Origin of the sequence: Allotabrizicola aquatica (SeqCode) (assembly GCF_965194375.1) — a bacterium.
Classification (GTDB): Bacteria; Pseudomonadota; Alphaproteobacteria; order Rhodobacterales; family Rhodobacteraceae; genus Tabrizicola_A; species Tabrizicola_A aquatica.
Genome location: NZ_CBDAEL010000002.1, coordinates 80,299 through 101,999, shown reverse-complemented (window position 1 = coordinate 101,999; position 21,701 = coordinate 80,299). Strand labels below are relative to the sequence as shown.

Sequence of the window (21,701 nt, the reverse complement as noted above, 5' to 3'; positions counted from 1 at the left end):
TATGTTTGCGCTAACATTGCCAGTTCCGCTATGGTGCCACCGCATCCACGGGGGACGGACATGATTCTCAGCTGCGGCGAAGCCCTGATCGACATGCTGCCACGCACCGCCACCAGCGGCGAGGCGGCCTTTGCCCCCTATGCCGGCGGGGCGGTGTTCAACACCGCCATTGCGCTGGGGCGACTTGGCGCGCCGTCAGCGTTTTTCTCGGGCATCTCGACCGACATGCTGGGTGAGATTCTGGCCGAGACGCTCACCGCCTCCAAGGTCGACACGCGCCATCTCGCGCGGTCAAACCGCCCGACGACCGTGGCCTTTGTCAAACTGGTGGACGGTCAGGCGACCTATGCGTTTTACGATGAGAACACCGCCGGGCTGATGCTGACCGAGGCGGATTTGCCGGACCTGCCTGCCGAGGTGAGCACGCTGTTTTTCGGCGGAATTTCCTTAGTCAACGACCCCGCCGCCAGCACCTATGCCGCGCTGCAGGCCCGTGAATCTGCGACCCGGGTGACGATGATCGACCCCAACATCCGCCCCGGCTTCATTGCCGGGAAGGAAGGCCTCTACCGCGCGCGGATCGAAGGCATGATTGCGCGGGCCGATATCGTGAAGCTGTCGGATGAAGACCTGCACTGGCTGATGGGCGCGGGCGAGGTTGAGGCGCTGGCGCGCGAGATCCTGTCCAAGGGGCCGAAGGTCGTGTTCATCACCGAAGGGGCCGCAGGGGCCCGGGCCATCACCGCCCGCCAAAACCGCTTTGTCGCCGCGCAAAAGGTAACCGTGGCGGACACCGTCGGCGCGGGGGATACCTTCAACGCAGGCGCGCTGACAGCGCTTCACGAGGCGGGCGCTTTGACCAAAGCCCGCCTTGCCGCCCTGACCGACGCTGAACTGGACGCAGCCCTTTCCCTTGGCACCCGCGCCGCCGCTGTGACCGTGTCACGCGCCGGGGCCAACCCACCTTGGAGGCATGAGCTTTGAGAGCTGTCCTGCAACGTGTCACCCGCGCTTCCGTGTCGGTCGATGGCACCACCGTGGGCGAGATTGGCCCCGGCCTGATGATATTGGTCTGCGCCATGCAGGGCGACACCGAGGCGCAGGCCGATAAACTGGCCGCCAAGATCGCCAAGCTGCGGATTTTCAAAGACGATCAGGGGAAGATGAACCTCTCGGTCAAGGATGCGGGCAATGCCGCGCTGATCGTCAGCCAGTTCACCCTTGCCGCCGACTTGCGCGGCAACCGCCCCGGCTTTAGCCCCGCCGCCAGCCCCGATGAGGGCAAGCGGCTCTATGACCACTTCACCACCCGCATCGCCGCCGAAGGCATCGCGGTGCAAAACGGCATCTTTGGGGCCGATATGGATGTGTCACTGGTCAACCAAGGGCCGGTGACGATCTGGCTGGACACCGACAGCTTGTAAGCCCACGCGATCAGTCAAACGGGTTGCGGTCTGTCTGCCGCAGCGTTTCGCCGCATTCGCCCAGCGCCGCCATCGACGCACTGGACCCGGCGAGGGAATAGTTCATCACCGGCTCACCCGCTGCGGTGCCAAGGTAAAGTCGGCTGCCCTGCGAAACCTCGGTCAGGAACCGGATCGCCGGATCGCCTTCCGGCAAGGTGAACAGAATGGAATTCTGGTAAAGGTCCGCCGCGGTCAGGCTCCACGGCTCGCGGCTGCCAATCTGCACCTGCAAATCTGCCGTATCGCCCTCGCCAAACTCCCATGAGGTGGAAAAGAACTGCAGCGACACCTCATAGTCGGCATAAAGCCAAATGGTAAAGCTGTCAGACTGCGCATCCACCTCGGCCAGACAGGCAAAGGTGCCATCGTCGAAGGCAACGATCTCAACTTCCCAGTGTTTGTGTTGGAACAGGATTTCCGCCGTCGACTCGGCCAAGGCGGACTGCGGCGCAAGGCACCATAGGGCAAGGGACGCAGCCCGCGCGCGTTTCGACATCTTGGGAATCCTCGTCGTGATCTTGGCCCCAGAATGGCGGCTGAGGAAAGACACTGCAAAGAAAAACGACACGGCCTCTGTGGCCGTGCCGCAAAATTCTCTGCCTTTCGGCTGGCTTACCCCATCCGCTCCCAAGCCGGCGGGTACTGGCCGAGCAAAGCCGCCAGCGCCGCATCGTCAACCGTCCCGGTGGTGGCAATCCGCGCCACCAGCCCGCGTTTCTTGTCCTCGGCCACTTCGGCCACACGGGCGGCCAACCCCGCCTCGGCCAAGGCCGCGTCATAGACCCGCACAATCGCCCGCCGCCGCAGGTCGGGCTTGAACACCTTCCCCACAGCGGTTTTCGGCAATTCGGCCAAGATCTCGATATGCTTGGGCAAAGCCGCGCGCTCGTGGATGTGCTTGGCGGCATAGGCCATCAACTCGGCCTCGGTCACCGTCGCCCCCTTGACCACCTCGACATAGGCGCAGGGCAATTCCCCCGCATGGGCATCGGGCTGGCCAATCGCGCCAACAAAGGCCACCGCCTCATGGCCCATCAGCGCCTCTTCGATGATGGCCGGGTCAATGTTATGCCCGCCTCGGATAATCAGATCCTTGGCCCGGCCAGTGATGTAAAGATAACCATCGCCGTCCAACCGCCCCAGATCGCCGGTGCGCAGATACTTCTCGCCCGCATAGAGATCGCGGTTCTTGGCGGCTTCGGTATAGGTGTTGCCGGCAAAGACGCCCGGGTTCGAGACGCAAATCTCGCCGATCTCATCCACCGCGCAATCGCGCAGGCCCCCGGCGCCATCCGACGCCAGAATCTTCACCTCACAATAGGGGAACGGCAGCCCGACCGATCCGATCTTCTTGTTGCCCTCCGGCGGGTTGATCGACACAAGACAGGTGCATTCGGTCAGCCCATAGCCTTCCACGATCTGCACGCCGGTGGCCTTTTCAAAGCGGTTGAACAGCTCAATCGGCAAGGGGGCCGATCCCGAAAACGCCCCGCGCAGCGCGGTGATATCGGCATCAACAGGGCGCTGCATCAGCGCCGACAGCGCGGTCGGCACGGTGACCATATAGGTCACCTTCCAATGCGCGACGAGCTTCCAGAAATTGTCGAACACCCCTTCGCCGCGATAGCCCTGCGGGGTGGGGAACACCACATGCGCGCCCGATGCGATCATCGACATCAAGATCGGATAGGCGGCAAAGACGTGAAACAGCGGCAAGGGGCAGATCACGATATCATTGGGCCGGAACAACAATTGCGCCCCAAGCCAGCCGTTGTAGATCATGCCCGACACCTTGTGCTGGGCCACCTTCGGCATGCCCGTGGTGCCGCCGGTGTGGAACAAGGCCGCCACCCGGTCGGTCGTGCCATCCTTGAAGGTCAGCCGATCTGCCGGTTGGCGGGCATATTCCACGTTGAAATCTTTGACATTCGCGGTGTGGCTGACGGGGTTTTTCGGCCGGATCAGCGGCACGATCAGCCGCTTGACGCCCCCGAGATAGCGCAAGAGATCCACCTCCAGCACCGTCTTGACGGACGGCGCATGTTTCACCGCCTCGGCCACCTTCTGCGCCAGATCGGTTTTCGGGAACGCCCGCACCGTGACCACCACCTTGGCCTTGGTCTCGCGCAGGATGGCTGAGATCTGCTCGGCCTCCAAAAGCGGGTTGATCGGGTTCACCTTCCCCGCCACCGACCCGCCCAAAAGCGTGACCGCCGTCTCGACCGTGTTGGGCATGACATAGGCGACCACGTCATCCTCACCGACACCAAGGCTGCGGAAGAGATTGGCCGCCTGCGTGACGCGGCCATGCAGATCGGCCCATGTCAGGGTTTCCGACTTTGACCCCGGCGTTGACAGCAGCTGATAGGACAGTGCTGGTCTTGCACCATGCGCGTCTTTGGTGCGGCTTAGAAAGGCATACATCGACCGTGGCAGATCACGATCCTCCCACGCTGCCTCGGCCTCAATCGCCTTTAAATCGGCCCGCGATGCAAATGATCCCATGATTTTGTCCCCCCGAGCCCGCAACACAGTGCGGACCTGTTCCCCGAGGACAACTCTGCGGGGGATTGCGGCATTTGCCAAGGAAAAGCAGAAGGTCGTGCCGTGGCGTCAGGCCGCCCCGTCGGTGAATTGCAGCTTGGCCAACCGCGCATAAAGCCCGCCCTCGGCCACCAGATCATCATGGCGGCCCGTGGCCACGACGCGGCCCTCGTCAAAGACCACGATCCGGTCGGCCTTTTTCACCGTGGCAAGGCGATGCGCCACCACCAGAACCGTGCGGCCTTGCGACAGGCGGTCCACCGCCTCTTGCACCGCGCGCTCGCTTTCGGCGTCAAGCGCACTGGTCGCCTCGTCCAACAAAAGTACCTTCGCATCGCGCAGGATCGCCCGCGCAATCGCAATGCGCTGCTTTTGCCCGCCGGACAGCATCACGCCCCGCTCACCCAGCCAGGTGTCATAGCCCTGCGGCAGGGCGGCGATGAACTCATGCGCGGCTGCGGCTTGTGCCGCCTCGCGCACTTCGGCATCGGTCGCACCGGGTCGGCCAAAGCGGATATTGTCCATGGCAGAGGCAGCAAAGATCACCGGATCTTGCGGCACCAGCGCCATATGGGCGCGGAAATCCTCGCGGAGCAGGTCGGCCAAGGGCACGCCATCCAGCCGGATCACCCCCGATTGCGGGTCATAAAACCGCATCAACAGCTGCAAAACCGTCGATTTTCCCGCCCCCGATGGGCCGACCAAAGCCACCGTCTCGCCGGGGGCCACCGTCAGGCTGATCCCGTTCAACGCGCGATAATCCGGGCGCGAGGGGTAGTGGAACACCACATCCTCCAGCGCAATCGCGCCCTGCACGGGCTGCGCCAGCACCTTGGGCTCGGCCGGGTCATTCACCGGATCTTCGGCCTGAATGATCTCGACCAAACGCTCGGTTGCGCCTGCGGCCCGCTGCAATTCGCCCCAGATTTCCGACAAGGACCCCACGGCACCGGCCACCAAAACGGCATAGATCACGAACTGCACCAATTCGCCCGCCGTCATCACCCCATTGCGCACATCCCGCGCGCCCAGCCACAAAACGCCAACCACCCCGGCAAAGACTAGAAAGATCACGATCACCGTCAGCAGCGCCCGCGTCGCGATCCGCTCTTTGGCCGACAGGAAGGATTGCTCGGTCACCTCGCCAAACTCGGCCTTGGTGCCCGCCTCATGGGTGAAACTTTGCACCGTCTGCACCGCGCCCAAAGCCTCGGTCGCCTTGCCCGAGGAATTGGCGATCCAATCCTGATTTTCACGGGAAAGCCGCCGCAACCGCCGCCCCAGCACAATGATCGGCACCACGATCACCGGCACCAGCAACAGCACATAGCCCGCCAGCTTGGCCGAGGTCAGCGCCAAAAGCGCCATCCCCCCGACCAGCGTCAGCACATTGCGCAAAGCGACCGAGACGGAGGACCCGATCACCGACAGGATCAACGTGGTATCCGTGGTGATGCGCGACACAATCTCGCCGGTCATGATGCGCTCAAACCAGGCTGGGCTCATGCCCAGCACCTTGTCAAAGACCGCGCGGCGGATATCGGCCACCACGCGCTCACCCAGCCGGGTGACAAAGTAATACCGCACCCCGGTGCCCAGCGCCAAAAGCGCGGCGATCAGCAAGAAGGCTCCGAAATAGGTGTCCAAAAGCGTCATGTCGCCGGCGCCAAAGCTGTCCACCACCCGGCGCACCGCCATGGGCAAGACCAGACTGACGGTCGAGGTGAGGAACAGCGCCACCGAAGCCAGCACCACCAGCGACCGATAGGGCCGCACGAAAGGCCACAGCGCGGTCAGCGCCCCCACCCGTTTCGACTTTGCCCGCTCTTCGACTGCCTCGGCCATGCATGTCACCCGTCTTGTACCCCTTGCATCTATTCCCAAGGGCCCAGTCCTGCAAGCCAAGTCCTGTAAGCATGGAAGGCCGCGCCCCCATGTCGCGCGCCCATGTCGCGCCCCCCTTTTCCCCGCCGCCCGCGCGTGCAAGGTTGCCCCCACAGGAGACGCGCCATGACCCAGTTCTTCACCACCTCGGACGGCACCCGTCTGGCCTATGACGATCAGGGCACCGGCCTGCCCTTGTTGTGCTTGCCGGGCCTGACGCGGACGATGGCGGATTTTGACTATCTGATCCCGCACTTGCCCCCCCTGCGCCTGATCCGCATGGATTACCGGGGCCGTGGGGCCAGCCAATGGACCGGGGCGGCCAGCTATACCGTGCCGCAAGAGAGCAAGGACGCGCTGGAGCTTTTGGACCATCTGGGCGTGGCGAAGGCCGCGATCCTTGGCACCTCACGCGGGGGGCTGATCGGCCTGCTGCTGGCCGCCGTGGCGCATGATCGGCTTCTGGGCCTGTGCCTCAACGATGTCGGCCCCGAGATCCACCGCCCGGGGCTGGAGCGGATTTTCGACTATGTCGGCCGCAACCCCGCCGCCAAGACCCACGCCGATCTGGCCGCCCGTCTGCCGCGCAACATGCCGGGCTTTGCCAATGTGGCGGACAGCCGCTGGCTGGAAGAGGCGGTCAAGCATTACACCCAAACCCCGGATGGCCTGACCATCACCTATGACCCCGCCCTGCGTGACGCCTTTCTGGCCGCCTTCGAAGGGCCGCCGATGGACCTTTGGCCGCTGTGGGACGCAACCGCTGGCCTGCCCGTCGCGCTGATCCGGGGCGCGAATTCCGACCTTCTGTCACAGGCTTGCACCGATGAGATGCGCCGCCGTCGCCCCGATATGATCTTCGCCTCGGTCCCGGACCGCGCCCATATCCCGTTTCTGGATGAACCCGAATCCCTCGCCGCTCTGCGCGCCTTTGTGACAGCCGTGGAAGGGGCCGCGCCATGACCTCTATCGCCCTCATCGAGGCCGCCGCCGCCCGCCTTGCCGGTCACGCCCGCGTGACGCCCCTCTTGAACGCCCCGCTTCTGGACCGCATCGCCGGACGCCGGGTGTTCGTGAAGGCCGAATGCCTGCAATGGACCGGCAGCTTCAAGTTTCGCGGCGGCTGGTCGGCGGTCTCGGCGCTGCCGCCCGGCACCAAGGGCGTTATGGCCTATTCCTCGGGCAACCATGCGCAAGGGGTGGCCTTGGCCGCCAGTCGCCACGGCTTGCCTTGCGTCATCCTAATGCCCGCTGATGCGCCCGCCGTGAAAATCGCAAACACGCGCGCCTATGGCGCCGAGGTGGTGCTCTATGACCGCGCGACCGAGGATCGCGACGCCATCGGGGCAGCCTTGGCCGAGGCGCGTGGCCTGACACTGGTGAAACCCTTTGACGACCCACAGGTCATCGCGGGCCAAGGCACTGTGGGCCTTGAAATCGCGAGACAAGCCGCCGAGGCCGGGATTGAGGCGGCAACCGTCCTCACCTGTTGCGGCGGCGGCGGGCTGACCGCCGGGATTGCCCTCGCTCTTGAGGCCCGCGCGCCGCAGCTTGTCGTGCACCCCTGCGAACCGGCGGGCTTTGACGACACCGCCCGCTCGCTGGTCTCCGGCAAACGCGAAAGGAACGCCACCACCACCGGCTCCATCTGCGACGCCATCGTTACCCCCAGCCCCGGCGAGATCACCTTTCCCATCCTGCACCGCCTCTGCGGGCCCGGCCTTGTGGTCAGCGATGACGAGGCCTGCCGCGCCGTGGCTTTGGCCTTTCATCACCTGCGGATCGTCTTGGAACCGGGTGGCGCGGTGGCCCTTGCAGCTGCCCTTTTCCGCCAAGACCTGCCCGACACAGTGATCTGTACCGCCTCGGGCGGCAATGTGGATGCGGCCCTCTTTACCGATATCCTCACCCGGTTTGGGGCCTGACCTATGCCGTTGATCTATCTGCAAGATATCCGCCTCAACGCCGTGATCGAAGGCCCTGCCGATGCCCCGCCCCTGCTGTTCTGCCACGCGCTTGGCACCGATCTGACGCTGTGGGACGCCATCATTCCCACCCTTTCCCCCCGCTTTCGCTGCATCCGCTATGACGCGCGCGGGCATGGGCTGTCGGACGTCCCCGCGCCGCCCTACACGATGGGCGCGCTGATCCGCGACGCCGAACGCGTGCTTGACCATTTCGCCGCGCGCGATGCCGTGGTGATCGGCTGTTCGATGGGAGGGCTGGTGGCGCAGGGGCTCGCGACCAAACGGCTCGACCTTGTGCGCGCCATGGTGCTGGCCAACACGGCGGCCAAGATCGGCGGCCCCACCCTGTGGGAGGCCCGGATTGCAGAGGTCGCAGCCCATGGCCTTGCCGCCTATGCCCCCGGAGCGATGGAGCGGATGTTTGGCCGGGGCTGGCAAACCAATCCCGCCATGCCCCGCATCCGCGCCCTGCTTGAGGCGACCAATCCCCAAGGCTGGATCGGATCGGCCCATGCCATCGCGGGGGCGGATTTCTACACCACCACCGCCGCGCTCACCCTGCCCAGCCTCGTGATCGCCGGGGCCAATGACGGCACCACACCGCCCGATCTGGTGCGCGAAACCGCCGAGCTGATCCGCGGCCATGATTGGGCACTGATGCGCGGCGTGGGCCATTTGCCAATGGTGGACAAACCGGCCGAATTCACCGCCCTCTTGGACACATTCCTTGCGCGCATCGGCCATGGCTGAGGTTCTTCTCATCCACGGGTCATGCTTTGGCGCTTGGGCTTGGGAGGCGCTCATCCCCGCGCTGGCCCGCCACGGCCACCACGCCCGCGCCATCGACCTGCCGGGGCGCGGGGGGGCGGCGACCACGCTCGCCGCCCAAGCCCGCGCGATTGCCGATAGCCTGACCGCACCCACCGTTCTGGTCGGCCATTCCGCCGGGGGCTTTGCCATTACCGCCGCCGCCCATCTGTCACCCATGGTTACGGGGCTGATCTTTGTCGCCGCCTATATTCCCGATGGACGCTCACTGGCCGAGTTGCGCCGTGCGGGGCCGTCCCAGCCCATGCGCGGGGCGTTTCAAGTGACGCCGGACCGCACCGCCTATGGCTTTGCCCCCGACCGCTGCAAAGCCTTATTTTTCCACGATTGCCCCGATGTAGAAGGCGCAACTGCCCAACTGTGCCTTGAACCAATCGCCCCCCAAGAAACCCCGCATCCCGCCCCGCCGCCGCATCTGCCCAGCGGCGCCGTGATCTGCACCGATGACCGCGCCATCCCGCCTGCCTATCAGCGCGACATGGCCAAAGGGCGGCCCCGCCATGATCTGCCAACCGGCCATTGCCCCTTTCTGGCCCGACCCACCGCCCTTGCCGCCACGCTGCACGGCATCCTTGAAAGCTGGACATGACCCAAACTACCCCCGCCAACCCCGCCACAAATCCCTTGGCCCTGACCTTCATCCTCTTGACCGTCTGCCTTGATGCCATCGGCATCGGCCTGATCTTCCCGGTGATGCCCGATCTGATGGTTGAGGTCACCGGCCTATCCCTGTCCGAGGCCGCGCTTTGGGGCGGTGCGATCACGGCGTCTTTTGCCATCATGCAGTTTCTGTTTGGACCGGTTGTCGGCAACCTGTCCGACCGTTTTGGCCGCCGTCCGGTGCTGCTTATCTCGATGACCGTCATGGCGCTGGACTATGCGATCATGGGTCTTGCCGCCTCGGTCTGGGTGCTCTTGGTGGCGCGGGCGGTGTCGGGGATTACAGCGGCGACCCATTCCACCGCCAATGCCTTTATCGCCGACATCTCGACACCCGATCAGCGGGCCAAACGCTTTGGCCTGATCGGGGCGGCCTTTGGCGTGGGGTTCGTTCTGGGGCCGATTGCGGGCGGGCTTTTGGCTGGCATCGACAGCCGCGCGCCGTTCTGGGCGGCCGCCGCACTGGCCGGTGCGAATGCCGTGTTCGGCTTCTTTGTGCTGCCCGAAACCCTGGCCCCGCAAAACCGCCGCCCCTTCCGATGGTCGCGCGCAAACCCCCTGTCGTCCTTTGCCGCCATCCGCCGCCTGCCCGCGCTTGGGCCGCTGTTGGTGGTGGCCTTCATCTATGCCCTGACCTTCACGGTTTACCCGGCAGTCTGGAGCTATTACGGCAAGGCCGCTTTCGGCTGGTCGGCGGGATGGATCGGGATTTCGCTGGCGATTTACGGCATATCCTTGGCCTTGGTGCAGTCGCTGCTGGTCGCGCCGTCGATCCGCATGTTTGGCGAAAAGCGCGTGTTCATCATCGGCATGTGCATCGAGGTGGGGGCCTTTATCTTTCTGGGCCTGACCACCTCGGGCCTACTGACCTTGCTGATGACACCCATCACCGCCTTGGGCGGCATCGCGGGCCCCGCCTTGCAATCGCTGCAAAGCCGCCGCGCGCCCGCCGATCAGCAGGGCGAATTGCAGGGCGTGCTGACCAGCCTGAACGCGCTGACCATGATCCTTGGGCCCTTGATGATGACATGGGTTTTCGGGGTATTCACCGCCCCCGGCAGCATTTTCCTGCCCGGCGCGCCCTTCCTTTTCGCCGCCGTGCTGATGGTCGCTGCCGTGATAGTCTTTGTCGCAACCCTGCGCGAGAAAGCGCCGCAATAGCGCAACCTGTCGGCCAAAGGATAGGAGTACCCCATGAAACTGCGTGATCTTGAGATTTTCGTCGTCGCCCCACCCGCGCCGGGCTGGGGTGGGCGCTATTGGATCTTTACCAAGGTCACCACCGACAATGGCATCGTCGGCTATGGCGAATGCTATGCCTCGACCGTCGGGCCAAAGGCCATGCGCGCGGTGATCGAAGATGTGTTCGAACGCCACATGATGGGCGAAAGCCCTGAAAACATTGAACTGATGTATCGCCGCGTCTATTCGTCGGGCTTTACCCAGCGCCCCGATCCCACCGTCATGGGCGCCTTTGCGGGCCTTGAAATCGCCTGCTGGGACATCTTGGGCAAGGCGCGCAACCGTCCGGTCTGGGCGCTCTTGGGCGGCAAGATCAACCAGAAAATCCGCAGCTATACCTACCTTTACCCCCAGCCGGGTGAGGATGCGTCAGAGTTCTGGGTCAACGCCGACATGACGGCAGAGGCCGCCGCGCGCTATGTGGACATGGGCTTTACGGCGGTCAAGTTTGACCCCGCCGGCCCCTATACCATCCGCGGCGGGCATGAACCGGCGATGTCCGACATCACCCGCTCGGTCGAGTTCTGCCGCAAAATCCGCGAGGCGGTGGGCGACCGCGCCGACCTTCTTTTTGGTACCCACGGCCAGTTCACCACCCCCGGCGCCATCCGCATGGGCCGCGAGTTGGAGCCTTACAATCCCCTGTGGTACGAAGAGCCGATCCCGCCAGACAACCTGCTGGAATTCGCCGAGGTCGCGCGGCAGGTGCGTATCCCCTTGGCCACGGGCGAGCGTCTGACCACCAAGGCCGAGTTTGGCACCCTTCTTCGTGCCGGCGGCGTGAAAATCCTGCAACCCGCCTTGGGCCGTCTGGGCGGCATCATGGAGGCGAAGAAGGTCGCCGCCATCGCCGAGATTTTCAACGCCGAAATGGCCCCGCACCTCTATGCAGGCCCCGTGGAATGGGCGGCCAACGTGCATTTTGCCGCCTCCATCCCGAACCTCTTGATCGCTGAGACGATCGAGACGGGCGGGGAATTCCACCTCAAGCTCATCAAAAATTCGATCAAGTGGGAAGACGGCTATATCATCCCGCCAGAAGGCCCCGGTCTGGGCATCGAGTTCGACGAAGACCTCGCCCGCGCCCATGCCTTCACCGGCACCGGGCTGCATTTGCAGATGCAAGAAGCCCCCTGCGACTATCGCCACGGCAACCGCTTTGAAGGCGGCGCACCGGCGGCCAATCCGACTAAGTAAGTCTTGGCCTAGCCCCCACCCCCATCCCCTCCCCACGAGGGGGAGGGGGGCCGACAGCTCGACCGACGATCCGATCTGGCAGGCCGAAGAACAAGCCCTGTGACACCTCGCACCTCCCCTCCCCCTCGTGGGGAGGGGCTGGGGGTGGGGGGCCGCTTAGATCAACCCCAAACCCCCATCAGCACATTCCGCGTCACCTGCTCCACAGGCCGCTCGCGCGCGATCAAGCCCGCCACCCACTCGCAAGACGCGGCGTTGAACACCGCCCCCCGGCCCCGCTGATAGACCGCCATGCAGCCATTGCCCCGGCTCGCGATTCCCAGCGTTTCGGCGTCGATCCGGCCATAGACCTTCTGCGCCACCTCTTCGGCATCCAGCGTGCCAATGAAAGGGTCAGAATCCTGCGGCCCGGTCGAATGGGCCAGCGTGGTTGCGGGCGACAGGCCCACAATCGTCAACGCGCCCTGCAGCCCCGTGCCTGTCGCGGCAAAGGGCAGCCCATGGGTCATGGTGTAGTCGATCCCGTCCACCTCATAGCCAAAGATCTTGGAGGCCGCCCCCAAGACATCGCCATAGCCAAGCCCGCTGCCCGCCATCACCCAATGATCGGGCCGATACACCGCAAACCCGCCCGACCCATGCGCGGCACAGCGGCTCCACCCGGCGTAAACGCCCATGCTGCCCGTCAGTCCCATCGTCGCCACGGCAGGGCGGCCGACCTGCGGATGGTCCCAATAGCTTGTCATCCGATTGCTGTCGGCCATCGGGTCGGCCACCTCGGCGGTGGATTTGAAACAAGTCTGAGTCAGCAGGTCCTCTGACAGCCGGGTCTGCCAAAAGAAATTCCCACCAAACCGTGCCAATTGCCCGCCCGCGTCCAGCCACCCATCCAGCGTGTCACGCATCTCCCAAGACCAGTATTCGTCATGGCCGACGATCAGCGCGCGGGAATAGCCCGCAAGCGCCTGCGGATCACGGTGCAAATCGTGCTGGGTGAGGTAGTCGAGCGCAATCCCCTGCGCCTCGCACCACAGAGCAAAGGGCCGCTCAAATGCCGCCCAGCCGGATGAGGCGTATTTCTTCGAAATCCCCTTGGCCCGGGCGTAATCCATGTGCGGATAGCGGGGCTTGGACAACAAGGGAGAGGCGTGCGGGATGCGCGGCGCATCGGCAGGCCACGCCACAAAGCCCGTGGCCCAAGGCCGCAACAGGCTGACATGCGGCGCGAAATCCCCGCCCTCAGGCCCCGTCAGCCCCTGATAATGGTTCGACCCGCCCCAATCGTTGTAGGCGCACCACGTGCCCGTCGCCAAAACCATGGCGATCTTCGCCACAGGCTTCGCCGCCCGCAGCACAAACATATGCTGCGATTGGTGGCCGGGAATGGTCAGGGTCACGGTGTAGACCCCGCTTTTCCAATCCTCCGGGATCACCATCTCAAAGGCCAAGGGCCAGTCGCAGCCCGTGACCGAACTCGCGGCAGGCGTTTCGGCAAAGCTTGTGGCAATCACCGTCTCCAAGACCGTTTCCGCCACCACCCCATCGCGGGCAATCACCAGCCGCGCCTGCGCCGCGCTGGACATGGCATGCAGGGTCAGCCGCTCACCGGGGGCATAGGACAGCCCACCCGTATAGCCCCAGACCTGCGCGCGGGTGGGGTCATTCGAGGCCACCTCGTAGTAATGCCCCGTGACCGGATCCCCGTCATCATAGGGGCCAGCGGTGAAAAAGCCTTTCAGCGCCATCACCGCCCCCCCATCCGCACGGAGACATCCAACATGCGGTTGGAAAAGCCCCATTCATTGTCATACCAGCCAAAGACCCGCAGCATCCCGCCCTTGGTCACCCGCGTTTCAGGCAGCGCCATGATGATGCTTTCGGGCCGCGCCCGCAGGTCCGACGACACCAAGGCCTTGGTCGTCGCGCCAATCACGCCCCCCGCCGCCGCCAGCACCGCGTTCACCGCCTCAACCGTCGCGGGCCGTTCGGTCATCACCGCCAGATCCACCGCCGAAACGCTCGCCGTCGGCACCCGCACGGCTGACCCTTCAATCCGCCCGGCAATCTGCGGCAGCACAGTATCCAACAACCGCTGCGCGCTGGTGGTGGTGGGCACCATCGACAGGGCTGCCGCGCGCGAGCGTGAGAAGTCCGCCGCTGGCGCATCCACCGTGGGCTGGCTGCCGGTATAGCAGTGAATGGTGGTCATCGACCCGGTCACAATACCCCACTCTTCATGGATCAGCCGCGCCAAAGGGGCCAGCGCATTGGTGGTGCAAGAGGCATTCGACACGATCGGCTGGTCGTTCAAGGCCGCCTCATTGGCCCCCAGCACCACCGTCACATCCGCCGCGTTTGAGGGGCCCGACACCAACACCCGCCGCGCCCCGGCCTGCAAGCCGCGCGCGGCCACCTCCCGGCTGTCCGCCCGCCCTGTGCATTCCATCACCACATCAACACCGCCCAGATCCAACGTCGAGAGATCCGGCGTGCGGTGCAAAGGGATGGCGCGCCCATTCACCACCAAGGCCCCGCCCTCCAAGGCCACGGTCCCATGCCACGGGCCAAAGACGCTGTCGAATTCAAAGAGATAGGCGCACATCTCGGGCGCTGCGATGTCATTGATCCCGACCACCTGCACGCCCGGTGCCGCCCCAAGCGCCCAGGCCCGCAGGACCGAGCGGCCGATCCGTCCAAAGCCGTTGATAAACACATTCATCGCGGTTCTCCCAGACTTGCAGGCAGATCACCACGCGCAAGGCGGGCTTGCAACCATGGTCCAAAGATTTGGCCAAACTGGACGTATCCCCGCCCACCACCCGCGCCTCCGGATCGCCCACAGGCGGTATGCGGACAATTCAGTCATGGACGCCAAGGCCCCCACGCGGTAATTCCCGGTCATGCCGCGCTATGCCCTGAAAATCGAATACCACGGTGGCCCCTTCGCGGGCTGGCAGCGCCAGTCGCAAGGGCTGGCCTCGGTGCAAGGCGCGGTGGAGGCGGCCTTGGCCAAGCTGGAGCCGCGCGCCCACACCATCGCCGCTGCAGGCCGCACCGATGCGGGCGTGCATGCCACGGGTCAGGTCGCCACGCTGGATATGGAGCGCGATTGGGACCCCTTTCGCCTGATGGAGGCCTTGAACCACCATCTGCGCCCGGCCCCTGTGGCCATTCTGGCCGCCGTCCGGGTGGCGGATGACTTTCATGCCCGGTTTTCGGCCCTTGAACGGCGCTATCTCTTCCGCCTGATCCAGCGCCGCGCGCCTTTGACGCATGACGCGCACCTCGCTTGGCGGGTGCAGAACAGCCTTGATCTTGACGCGATGCGCGCGGGAGCGGCGCATCTGATCGGCCTGCACGACTTCACCACCTTCCGCTCGACGCTTTGCCAATCGAAAAGCCCGGTGAAAACGCTGGACGAGATTGCCATCACCGAAGCGCCCTATGCGGGCGGGCGGGAAATCCGCTTCACGCTCCGCGCCCGCAGTTTCCTGCACAATCAGGTGCGCTCCATCGTCGGCACGCTGGAGCGGGTCGGCGCGGGAAGCTGGCAGCCTGAGGACGTCAAGGCCGCCCTTGATGCAAAAGACCGGGCCGCCTGTGGCCCGGTCTGTCCGCCCGATGGGCTCTATCTGACAGGGGTTGGCTACCCGGTCGATCCGTTTGGCTGAGAACGGGTAGCCCCCCACGGTGGGGGGCTTAGATCAGCCCTCGCGCTTTTCCACTTTCAGGATGCGCCCCATCACGATGGCAATCGCCGCCGCCCCGAACGAGAACACCGCCCCCATCTTGGCCGCCTCTTGTGCCGCCCCTGCCGGGAAGGCCACGGTGGTGACGAACAAGGCCACGGTAAAGCCAATGGCCGCGACACAGCCCAAGACCCACAGATCGCGCATCTTCATGCCCGATGGCAGACCAAAGCCCAAGCGAACCGCCAGCATCCCCATCAGGAAAATGCCCACCGGCTTGCCAATGATCAGCCCGCCCAGAACCATCCAGGTCGGCTCGCCAAAGGCCGAAAACACCACGCCCGCGTTCAGAAGGCCAAAGAAGAACAGCATCACCTCGACAAAGTATTTCAGGCGATGCTCGATCCAGTTCAGAAGGTCGGTCAGATGAGCCTCGGCCTCGGCAAAGATGCCGTAAGGGCGGTCCGCATGCGGGATGGTCGGCACGATGGGCAACAGGCCCAAGGCCGGGTGAATGCCCGAATTGTGGAACCCATACCACGAGATCGCGCCTGCAATCGCATAGGGCCAGAAGCTGGCCTTCTGCCGCATCCAGGTGGAGTTCGGACGGGCCTGATTGCCGCGATCCATGTAGCGCGGCAGCCAGTTGGCCAGCACATAGACCGCAACCGCCGCCGCCAGCGACATCAACAGCCAAGCAGGTTGCAGATCACCCGTGGGATAGAAGATCGCCAGAATGATCATGCCGCCCGCATCATCGGCAATCGCCAACAACAAAAGGAACGGAATCGCCGGATGCCCCGCGCCAAAGACGATGCGACCCACCAGATATGAGAACGCAATATCGGTGGCCGTCGGGATGGCCCAGCCTTGGGCATATTGATCCATCACCCCAAGCATGGCGCCGATCAACAAAAACACCGCCGCCGGGCCAATCATGCCGCCCGCGGTGGCGATCAAGGGCGTGATCGCCTTTTTACCGCGCAACTCGCCGTCTTTTAGAACGATGCCTTCCCAGACTTCCTTGGCGGCAATGGCGAAAAAGAACGCCATGCAGACATCGTTGACCAGGAAATGCAGCGTCAGCGTGCGATGCACCTCGCCGCCCACCTCATGGGCGTGCCCGATGGGCGCATGTTCCCACAGCACGAAATGCACCAGATGCTGGTAGCTTTCGTTATAGGTGTTCGCCCAGATCAGCGCCAAAACCGCGCCCGTCAACAACAACAACGAATATGTCGATATGACATTCCAGACCTTATACATCCCTCGTCCCATCGTTTTGTTTTGGTGATTTTTCAAAGTGAAATCACTGATTTCTTGCAAGTGTCAAGCCAGCGGGGAAAGGCCCCGCATCGTCCTTCAGTTCAGGTCTTTCAAAAGCCGCCCATGTTTGCGCACCTCGGTGAGAACATCGCCAAAAAGGGTAAGCCCCCTGCCTTGTAGCATAGGCATCAGTTTGAGGAAGGCATCTGCTGTCGCCACGGTGTCGCCAATAGCGGTGTGGCGGTCTGCCTCGGGGATGGTGATGCCCAAACGGTGCGTCAGCGCATCCAGGCTGTGGGTCTCGTGCTGGCCATAGATCACCGCCGACAACAGCACCGTATCCAACACCGGATGGTCAAACGCCAGCCCCAGATCGGCCTCGCGCCGGCGCAGGAACTGCATATCAAAGGGCGCGTTATGGGCGATCAGCACCGCACCTTCGGCAAATTTGTGGAACCGGCGCAGCACCTCGCCCACCTCCGGCGCATCGACCACCATCGCCTCGGTGATGCCATGCACTTCGGTCGATGACAGCGGGATCGACCGGCGCGGATTGACGAGCGTGTCGAACACCTCGCCCTCGACCCGCCGACCATTGACGATGCGCACAGCGGCGATCTGCACGATCTCATCGCCCTGCTGCGGCAAAAGCCCGGTGGTTTCGGTGTCAAACACCACATAGGTCAGCGCATCCAGCGCGGTTTCGGCCACTTTGTCAGTGCGGGCGCGCGACAACAGATCGAAATCATAAACCACAGACCGGATCACCGGCTTTGGCCGCGCGGTGGCGCGGCGCGCCTGCCGGATGGGCAGGCACAAAGACTGCCGCCCCCCCGCCATAGGTTCCGGCCACAGCTCGGTCGCATGGCTCGCCAGCACTGACCGGCAGGGGATATCCGGCACCAGCCGGTCCAAGGGTTCCTCAAGCCAGCGATCCAGCGCACCGATGCTGACCGGCCCCCCGCTCCAAGAAAGCCGGATCATCGCGCCGCTGTCTTCTTCCTCGATCCGCACTGACAGATCATCGGCCCCAATGTCCTGCCGCAGATGCAGCGCCATGCCGTCCAAAAGCGAGATAATCTCGAACCCATTGGCGCGCAGCAAAATGTCGGCGGCCTCGGTGGCCAGCGCAACGCCCTCGGCCTCCAGCCGCGCCTTCAACCCATCGGCCAGATCCGAGGCGCGGGCCTGCGTCAGCCCGCCGCCCTCGATCCGGCCCTCATCATGGCGCCGGGCAAGCTCGGTAACCGCCTGCGACAGCGCGCCAACCTCTTGGCGCAGGGCGCTGTCCATGGCGGCAGGCAGCGGCTCACCGGCAGGGGCCACCTCCATCAAGGTGGACAGGTTCGCCGCCGGGCGGCGCACACGGTCAAACACCTCAGCCAACAAGGCCTCGCGCCGGGCATGGGCCGACAGATCGGCCGTCACATCGCGCAGCGTCAACACATAACCCGGTGCCGCACCCTGCCCGCCCGGCGTCAAGCGCATCCGCGCGGCCAGCGCACGCGCGCCCGTGGTGGTGGTGCACAACAGATCGGTCGCCGCATCGGCATCGCCGGTGGCAATCAGCCGGTCATGGGCATGGCGAATGGGGCCTTCGCGCAGATAATCAAACAACCGCCGATCTAAGCCCGGGGCGGCCCCGGCGGCCATCAGATCGACAGCCTGAGAGTTGTAGAACGCCAGCGTATGGTCGCCCGACACCAGTAAGACCCCCACCGGGACATCCGACAAAAGCGTCTCAAGCCGCGTCTTTTCTTGCGAAAGCCGCTGGGTCTCGCGCATCACCGCCTCGGCCAGCGCCGACCGCGTCTCGGCAAAGCGGCGCGCGGCGGCCGTGGCCGCCGGGGCAAGATCGCCCAGATAGCGCGCCATAGCCACATCCATTTCCGAGGTCACATCCGAATGCGCCCGTGCGCGCAGCGCACCCGACAAGATGTCAATCGGCTTGGCGACATGGGTGTCGAACAAAAACCAGACCCAAGCCACCAACAGGAGCGCCACAAACCCCGCCACCACCCCGGCCTGCACAAAGCCCGGCAACACCTCGGGCGCGCCAAGACGCCGATAGCCAAGCGCCAGCCCCATGCACATGGCGAGCACCACGCCAAGGCCAAGGGCGGCGAAGAACAGAAAAACCCTGACGCGCAGCGAAAGCCGGGCAAGCATCTTACGCCCCCGCGTCCAGAAGCCTGCGCACTTCCTCCCGCAACTCTTTCAACTCGAACGGTTTGGTGATGAACCCATCGGCACCAATCGCCAGACCCTTGCGCCGCTCAATCGACGATCCGCGCGCGGTCATCATCAAGATCTTCACGTCGGCCAGATTGGGGTCCAGCCGCACACCTTGACAGATTTCATAGCCCGACGCGCCGGGCAGCATCACATCCAAAAGCACCAGATCAGGATGCGTAGCGCGAATACGTGGCAGCGCCTCGGCCCCATCGGCGACGCGCGAATGGTCATAGCCTTCGCGGGTCATCAGAAAGTCCAACGCCAAGGCGATGTTGTCCTCGTCTTCCACGACAAGGACACGGTGTCTGCGTTTGGTATCGGCCATGGTAGCCCTCCCGCTTAACCCTTGAGGCAAGCCGCCTCGTGCAATTCATCTCCAGCCTCTGTGGTGACCCAAGCCGCCCCGGTCACCACACCGGCCTCATCAATCTGCATCCCCTCGACAATCGGCGTCTGGCGGTTCTCGGCACAGTCGAACACGATCAACGCGCTTTGCGGGTTCTTCCAGCGCGCAAAGCCAAAGACCGGCGCGGTCACCAAGCTGTCCACCTGCGGATGGCGGGCCAGCTTGTTGGTGTCGAGCGCGCTAAAGCTGGTGGTGATCGGCGCCAGATAGGTCCAAGGCCGCATCGGGTTGCTGGTGGCCTCGGCATGGACCACCACAAAGCCGGGCGGCAATGCGGCGCTGACGCGGTTGAACCAGTCATATTCCAGCCAGACCGTTGTCCCAATCAGGCCCACCCCGGCGCTGACCGAGATCAGCCATTTCGGCGCCGACGGCACCCAACGCCGAAATGCCCAAGCCATCAGGCCGAACACCGCCGCGACAAGTAAGGATCCGATCAGTTCAAGTGCCATGGTTTCGTCAGTCCCTAACTTCTTGCGCCACGGGCGGACCCGATGGCGGATTGCATGGTGCGCACGACGACAAAGGCGTCGCGCAGGTGGCTGCGTTCGAAATCCGACAGATCCGAAGGCGCTATGAAATTGTCCGGCTTATGCCCCGCCTTGACCCGGCGCAGTTGATGCTGAAGCCGGGTTTCGGCGATCAGATCATACGCCTCCAGCAAGTCGCGCGCGCCCGAGGATGAGATCACCCCTGCCTCCGCCGCCGCCTCCAGCCGCGCCCGGGTGTTCACCACCGGCAACTGGCCGATCAGCGCGTAAACCCGCCCCAGATCGGTCACCGGCACCACGCCATTGTGCTTGAGATCAATGGTGTTCTTGTGCTCACCCGACCGGATAGTGGCAAAGCCGCGCAAGAGGCCCAAAGGCGGGGTGTGCTTTAGGCTGTTGCCAATCATATGGGCCACGAAGATCGAGTTTTTCGCAGCCATCTCCAGCGTGTCAGCCTGCAGATCGGTGAACAGGCTCGCCTTGCCGCCGATGGGGCGCAGGTCGAACATCACGCTCGCCAGCATTTGCGCCGTCGGATCGGGCGTATTGATCCATTTGTCGAAATACCCCCGCCAGACCAACTGGCGCTGGCACCATTGCGGATTGGTCGCCATCATGTCGCCGGGGCAATAGACATAGCCGCAGGCATGCAACCCGTCCGACACCAGCCGCGCCAGTTCGGCGAAATAGGCCATATCGGCATCGGTCGCGGTATCATCAATGATCAGGCAATTGTCCTGATCCGACACGCCCGTCTGTTCCTGCCGTCCTTGACTGCCGCAGGCGGCCCACAGGTAAGGCACCGGCGCGGGGCCAAGCTTGGCTTCAGCAAAGGACAACAGCCGCCGGGTGACCGTATCGGCCACATCGGTGATCAGCCGGGTGACCACATCATGGGCATGATTGCCGCCGACCAGTTGCACCAACAGCCGCGGAATGCGCGCCGTGGCGGCGGCCAACTCTTCAACCGTCTGGGCGGTGGCCGCATCGCGCACCAAAAGCGCCGAGGACACCGCCTGAAACCGCGTCAGGTCGGTCTGGGTGATCATCCCAACGAGCTTGCCGCCCTCCACCACCGGCAAATGGCCGATGCGGTGCTCCAGCATGGTGTGCAAAATGTCCGACCCCAGACTGTCCGGCGTCAGCACCAAAGGATCATGCGCCATGACGGCGCTGACGGGGCTTGCCGGATCAATCCCTTCGGCCAGAACCTTGTTGGTGAAATCACGGGCCGTGACGATGCCCTGCAACTGGCCATCGGTGGCCACGGCAAGGCAGGAGATATGGGCGTCGCGCATGATCTGGGCCGCGGCGCGGATCGTAGTCTCCGGCGTCACCGCCACGGGCGGGCGCGAAATCAGATCACCCACCTTGCGGGTCGAGATATCGGCCTCGCGGGTTTCTTGGCTGCGACCGCGGTGAAAGAACCGCTCAAAGGCCGGATAGCTGGCGATCAGGCGGCGAAACTCCACCCCCGGCAGCATCAAGACGGTGCTGGCATCGGTGGTGCGCGCGGTGGTCACCGCGACCCCATCACGCATCAACCCGCGTTCGCCCAAGGCATTGCGCGGCCCAAGGATTGAGACGAGAACCCCCGAAGGGTCCATCACCTCAACCGCGCCTTGCATCACAAGGAACAGACCTTCCATCGGATCGCCTGCGGTGTAGATCACCTGTTCGGCGGCCAAATCTCTGCGGCGGAAGGAAGTGGCGACTCGCACCAACTCGTCCTGCGGCAGACTGTCGTAGGGGTGGACCGTTTCTAGGAAGCCGATGATAGAGGTGGCGTCGTCACTCATCGTTGGGGTCCTTGCGGAGGTGCGCCC

19 protein-coding genes are annotated in these 21,701 nt (G+C 64.3%); 9 read left to right on the top strand and 10 right to left on the bottom strand.

The window, feature by feature from the left end:
• The first annotated feature begins 60 nt into the window (after positions 1-60).
• Positions 61-984: a carbohydrate kinase family protein gene (locus tag AC72UB_RS03205; RefSeq protein WP_505188488.1), complete on the top strand. Its 924-nt coding sequence runs from the start codon at positions 61-63 to the stop codon at positions 982-984.
• Positions 981-1,424, top strand: a complete 444-nt coding sequence (gene dtd / locus AC72UB_RS03200) for a D-aminoacyl-tRNA deacylase (protein ID WP_505188487.1) — start codon at positions 981-983, stop codon at positions 1,422-1,424. Before AC72UB_RS03205 ends, dtd begins: the two co-directional genes overlap by 4 nt.
• A 10-nt stretch (positions 1,425-1,434) precedes the next feature.
• Here dtd and AC72UB_RS03195 read toward each other — a convergent pair whose 3' ends face one another.
• The 3 genes from AC72UB_RS03195 to AC72UB_RS03185 form a co-directional block, all read right to left on the bottom strand.
• A complete protein-coding gene (locus AC72UB_RS03195) occupies positions 1,435-1,962 on the bottom strand; it encodes a hypothetical protein (RefSeq protein ID WP_505188486.1) in 528 nt (175 codons plus the stop codon).
• A gap of 116 nt (positions 1,963-2,078) precedes the next feature.
• Positions 2,079-3,971, bottom strand: a complete 1,893-nt coding sequence (locus AC72UB_RS03190) for an acyl-CoA synthetase (protein WP_505188485.1) — start codon at positions 3,969-3,971, stop codon at positions 2,079-2,081.
• A gap of 108 nt (positions 3,972-4,079) precedes the next feature.
• On the bottom strand, positions 4,080-5,855 hold the full coding sequence (locus AC72UB_RS03185; protein ID WP_505188484.1) for an ABC transporter transmembrane domain-containing protein: 1,776 nt from the start codon (positions 5,853-5,855) through the stop codon (positions 4,080-4,082).
• 165 nt (positions 5,856-6,020) lie between these two features.
• On the opposite strand from AC72UB_RS03185, the gene AC72UB_RS03180 reads away from it, so the two are divergent.
• The 6 genes from AC72UB_RS03180 to AC72UB_RS03155 are packed head-to-tail and all read left to right on the top strand — an operon-like array spanning position 6,021 to position 11,788.
• Complete coding sequence (locus tag AC72UB_RS03180) at positions 6,021-6,857, top strand: alpha/beta fold hydrolase (protein ID WP_505188483.1); 837 nt, start codon at positions 6,021-6,023, stop codon at positions 6,855-6,857.
• Positions 6,854-7,819 (top strand): threonine ammonia-lyase, encoded by a 966-nt coding sequence (locus AC72UB_RS03175; protein WP_505188482.1) that lies wholly within the window; start codon positions 6,854-6,856, stop codon positions 7,817-7,819. The genes AC72UB_RS03180 and AC72UB_RS03175 overlap by 4 nt, the downstream gene beginning before the upstream one ends.
• Positions 7,820-7,822: 3 nt before the next feature.
• A complete protein-coding gene (gene pcaD, locus AC72UB_RS03170; RefSeq protein WP_505188481.1) occupies positions 7,823-8,611 on the top strand; it encodes a 3-oxoadipate enol-lactonase in 789 nt (262 codons plus the stop codon).
• Entirely contained in the window at positions 8,604-9,278 is a 675-nt protein-coding gene (locus AC72UB_RS03165; RefSeq protein WP_505188480.1) for an alpha/beta fold hydrolase, read from the top strand. The genes pcaD and AC72UB_RS03165 overlap by 8 nt, the downstream gene beginning before the upstream one ends.
• Positions 9,275-10,510 carry a TCR/Tet family MFS transporter gene (locus AC72UB_RS03160; RefSeq protein ID WP_505188479.1) on the top strand — a complete coding sequence of 412 codons (1,236 nt, stop codon included), beginning with the start codon at positions 9,275-9,277 and terminating at the stop codon, positions 10,508-10,510. Before AC72UB_RS03165 ends, AC72UB_RS03160 begins: the two co-directional genes overlap by 4 nt.
• 33 nt (positions 10,511-10,543) lie before the next feature.
• Positions 10,544-11,788 carry a mandelate racemase/muconate lactonizing enzyme family protein gene (locus tag AC72UB_RS03155; protein WP_463290459.1) on the top strand — a complete coding sequence of 415 codons (1,245 nt, stop codon included), beginning with the start codon at positions 10,544-10,546 and terminating at the stop codon, positions 11,786-11,788.
• A gap of 161 nt (positions 11,789-11,949) precedes the next feature.
• Here the strand turns inward: AC72UB_RS03155 and AC72UB_RS03150 are convergent, their stop codons facing one another.
• On the bottom strand, positions 11,950-13,533 hold the full coding sequence (locus AC72UB_RS03150) for a N,N-dimethylformamidase beta subunit family domain-containing protein (protein ID WP_505188478.1): 1,584 nt from the start codon (positions 13,531-13,533) through the stop codon (positions 11,950-11,952).
• Complete coding sequence (locus AC72UB_RS03145; protein ID WP_505188477.1) at positions 13,533-14,507, bottom strand: type I glyceraldehyde-3-phosphate dehydrogenase; 975 nt, start codon at positions 14,505-14,507, stop codon at positions 13,533-13,535. Before AC72UB_RS03145 ends, AC72UB_RS03150 begins: the two co-directional genes overlap by 1 nt.
• A 181-nt stretch (positions 14,508-14,688) precedes the next feature.
• Between AC72UB_RS03145 and truA the strand changes: the two genes are divergently transcribed.
• Positions 14,689-15,459: a tRNA pseudouridine(38-40) synthase TruA gene (gene truA / locus AC72UB_RS03140; RefSeq protein ID WP_505188476.1), complete on the top strand. Its 771-nt coding sequence runs from the start codon at positions 14,689-14,691 to the stop codon at positions 15,457-15,459.
• Between the two features lie 33 nt (positions 15,460-15,492).
• Here the strand turns inward: truA and AC72UB_RS03135 are convergent, their stop codons facing one another.
• The 5 genes from AC72UB_RS03135 to AC72UB_RS03115 form a co-directional block, all read right to left on the bottom strand.
• On the bottom strand, positions 15,493-16,743 hold the full coding sequence (locus AC72UB_RS03135) for a Na+/H+ antiporter NhaA (RefSeq protein ID WP_505188475.1): 1,251 nt from the start codon (positions 16,741-16,743) through the stop codon (positions 15,493-15,495).
• Positions 16,744-16,839: 96 nt separating this feature from the next.
• Positions 16,840-18,912: a 3'-5' exonuclease gene (locus AC72UB_RS03130; RefSeq protein ID WP_505188474.1), complete on the bottom strand. Its 2,073-nt coding sequence runs from the start codon at positions 18,910-18,912 to the stop codon at positions 16,840-16,842.
• Position 18,913: 1 nt separating this feature from the next.
• Positions 18,914-19,303, bottom strand: coding sequence for a response regulator transcription factor (locus AC72UB_RS03125; RefSeq protein ID WP_463291581.1), 390 nt, complete (start codon positions 19,301-19,303; stop codon positions 18,914-18,916).
• Positions 19,304-19,317: 14 nt separating this feature from the next.
• Positions 19,318-19,836 carry a hypothetical protein gene (locus AC72UB_RS03120; RefSeq protein WP_505188473.1) on the bottom strand — a complete coding sequence of 173 codons (519 nt, stop codon included), beginning with the start codon at positions 19,834-19,836 and terminating at the stop codon, positions 19,318-19,320.
• Positions 19,837-19,850: 14 nt separating this feature from the next.
• On the bottom strand, positions 19,851-21,674 hold the full coding sequence (locus AC72UB_RS03115; RefSeq protein WP_505188472.1) for a putative nucleotidyltransferase substrate binding domain-containing protein: 1,824 nt from the start codon (positions 21,672-21,674) through the stop codon (positions 19,851-19,853).
• Positions 21,675-21,701 lie beyond the last annotated feature (27 nt).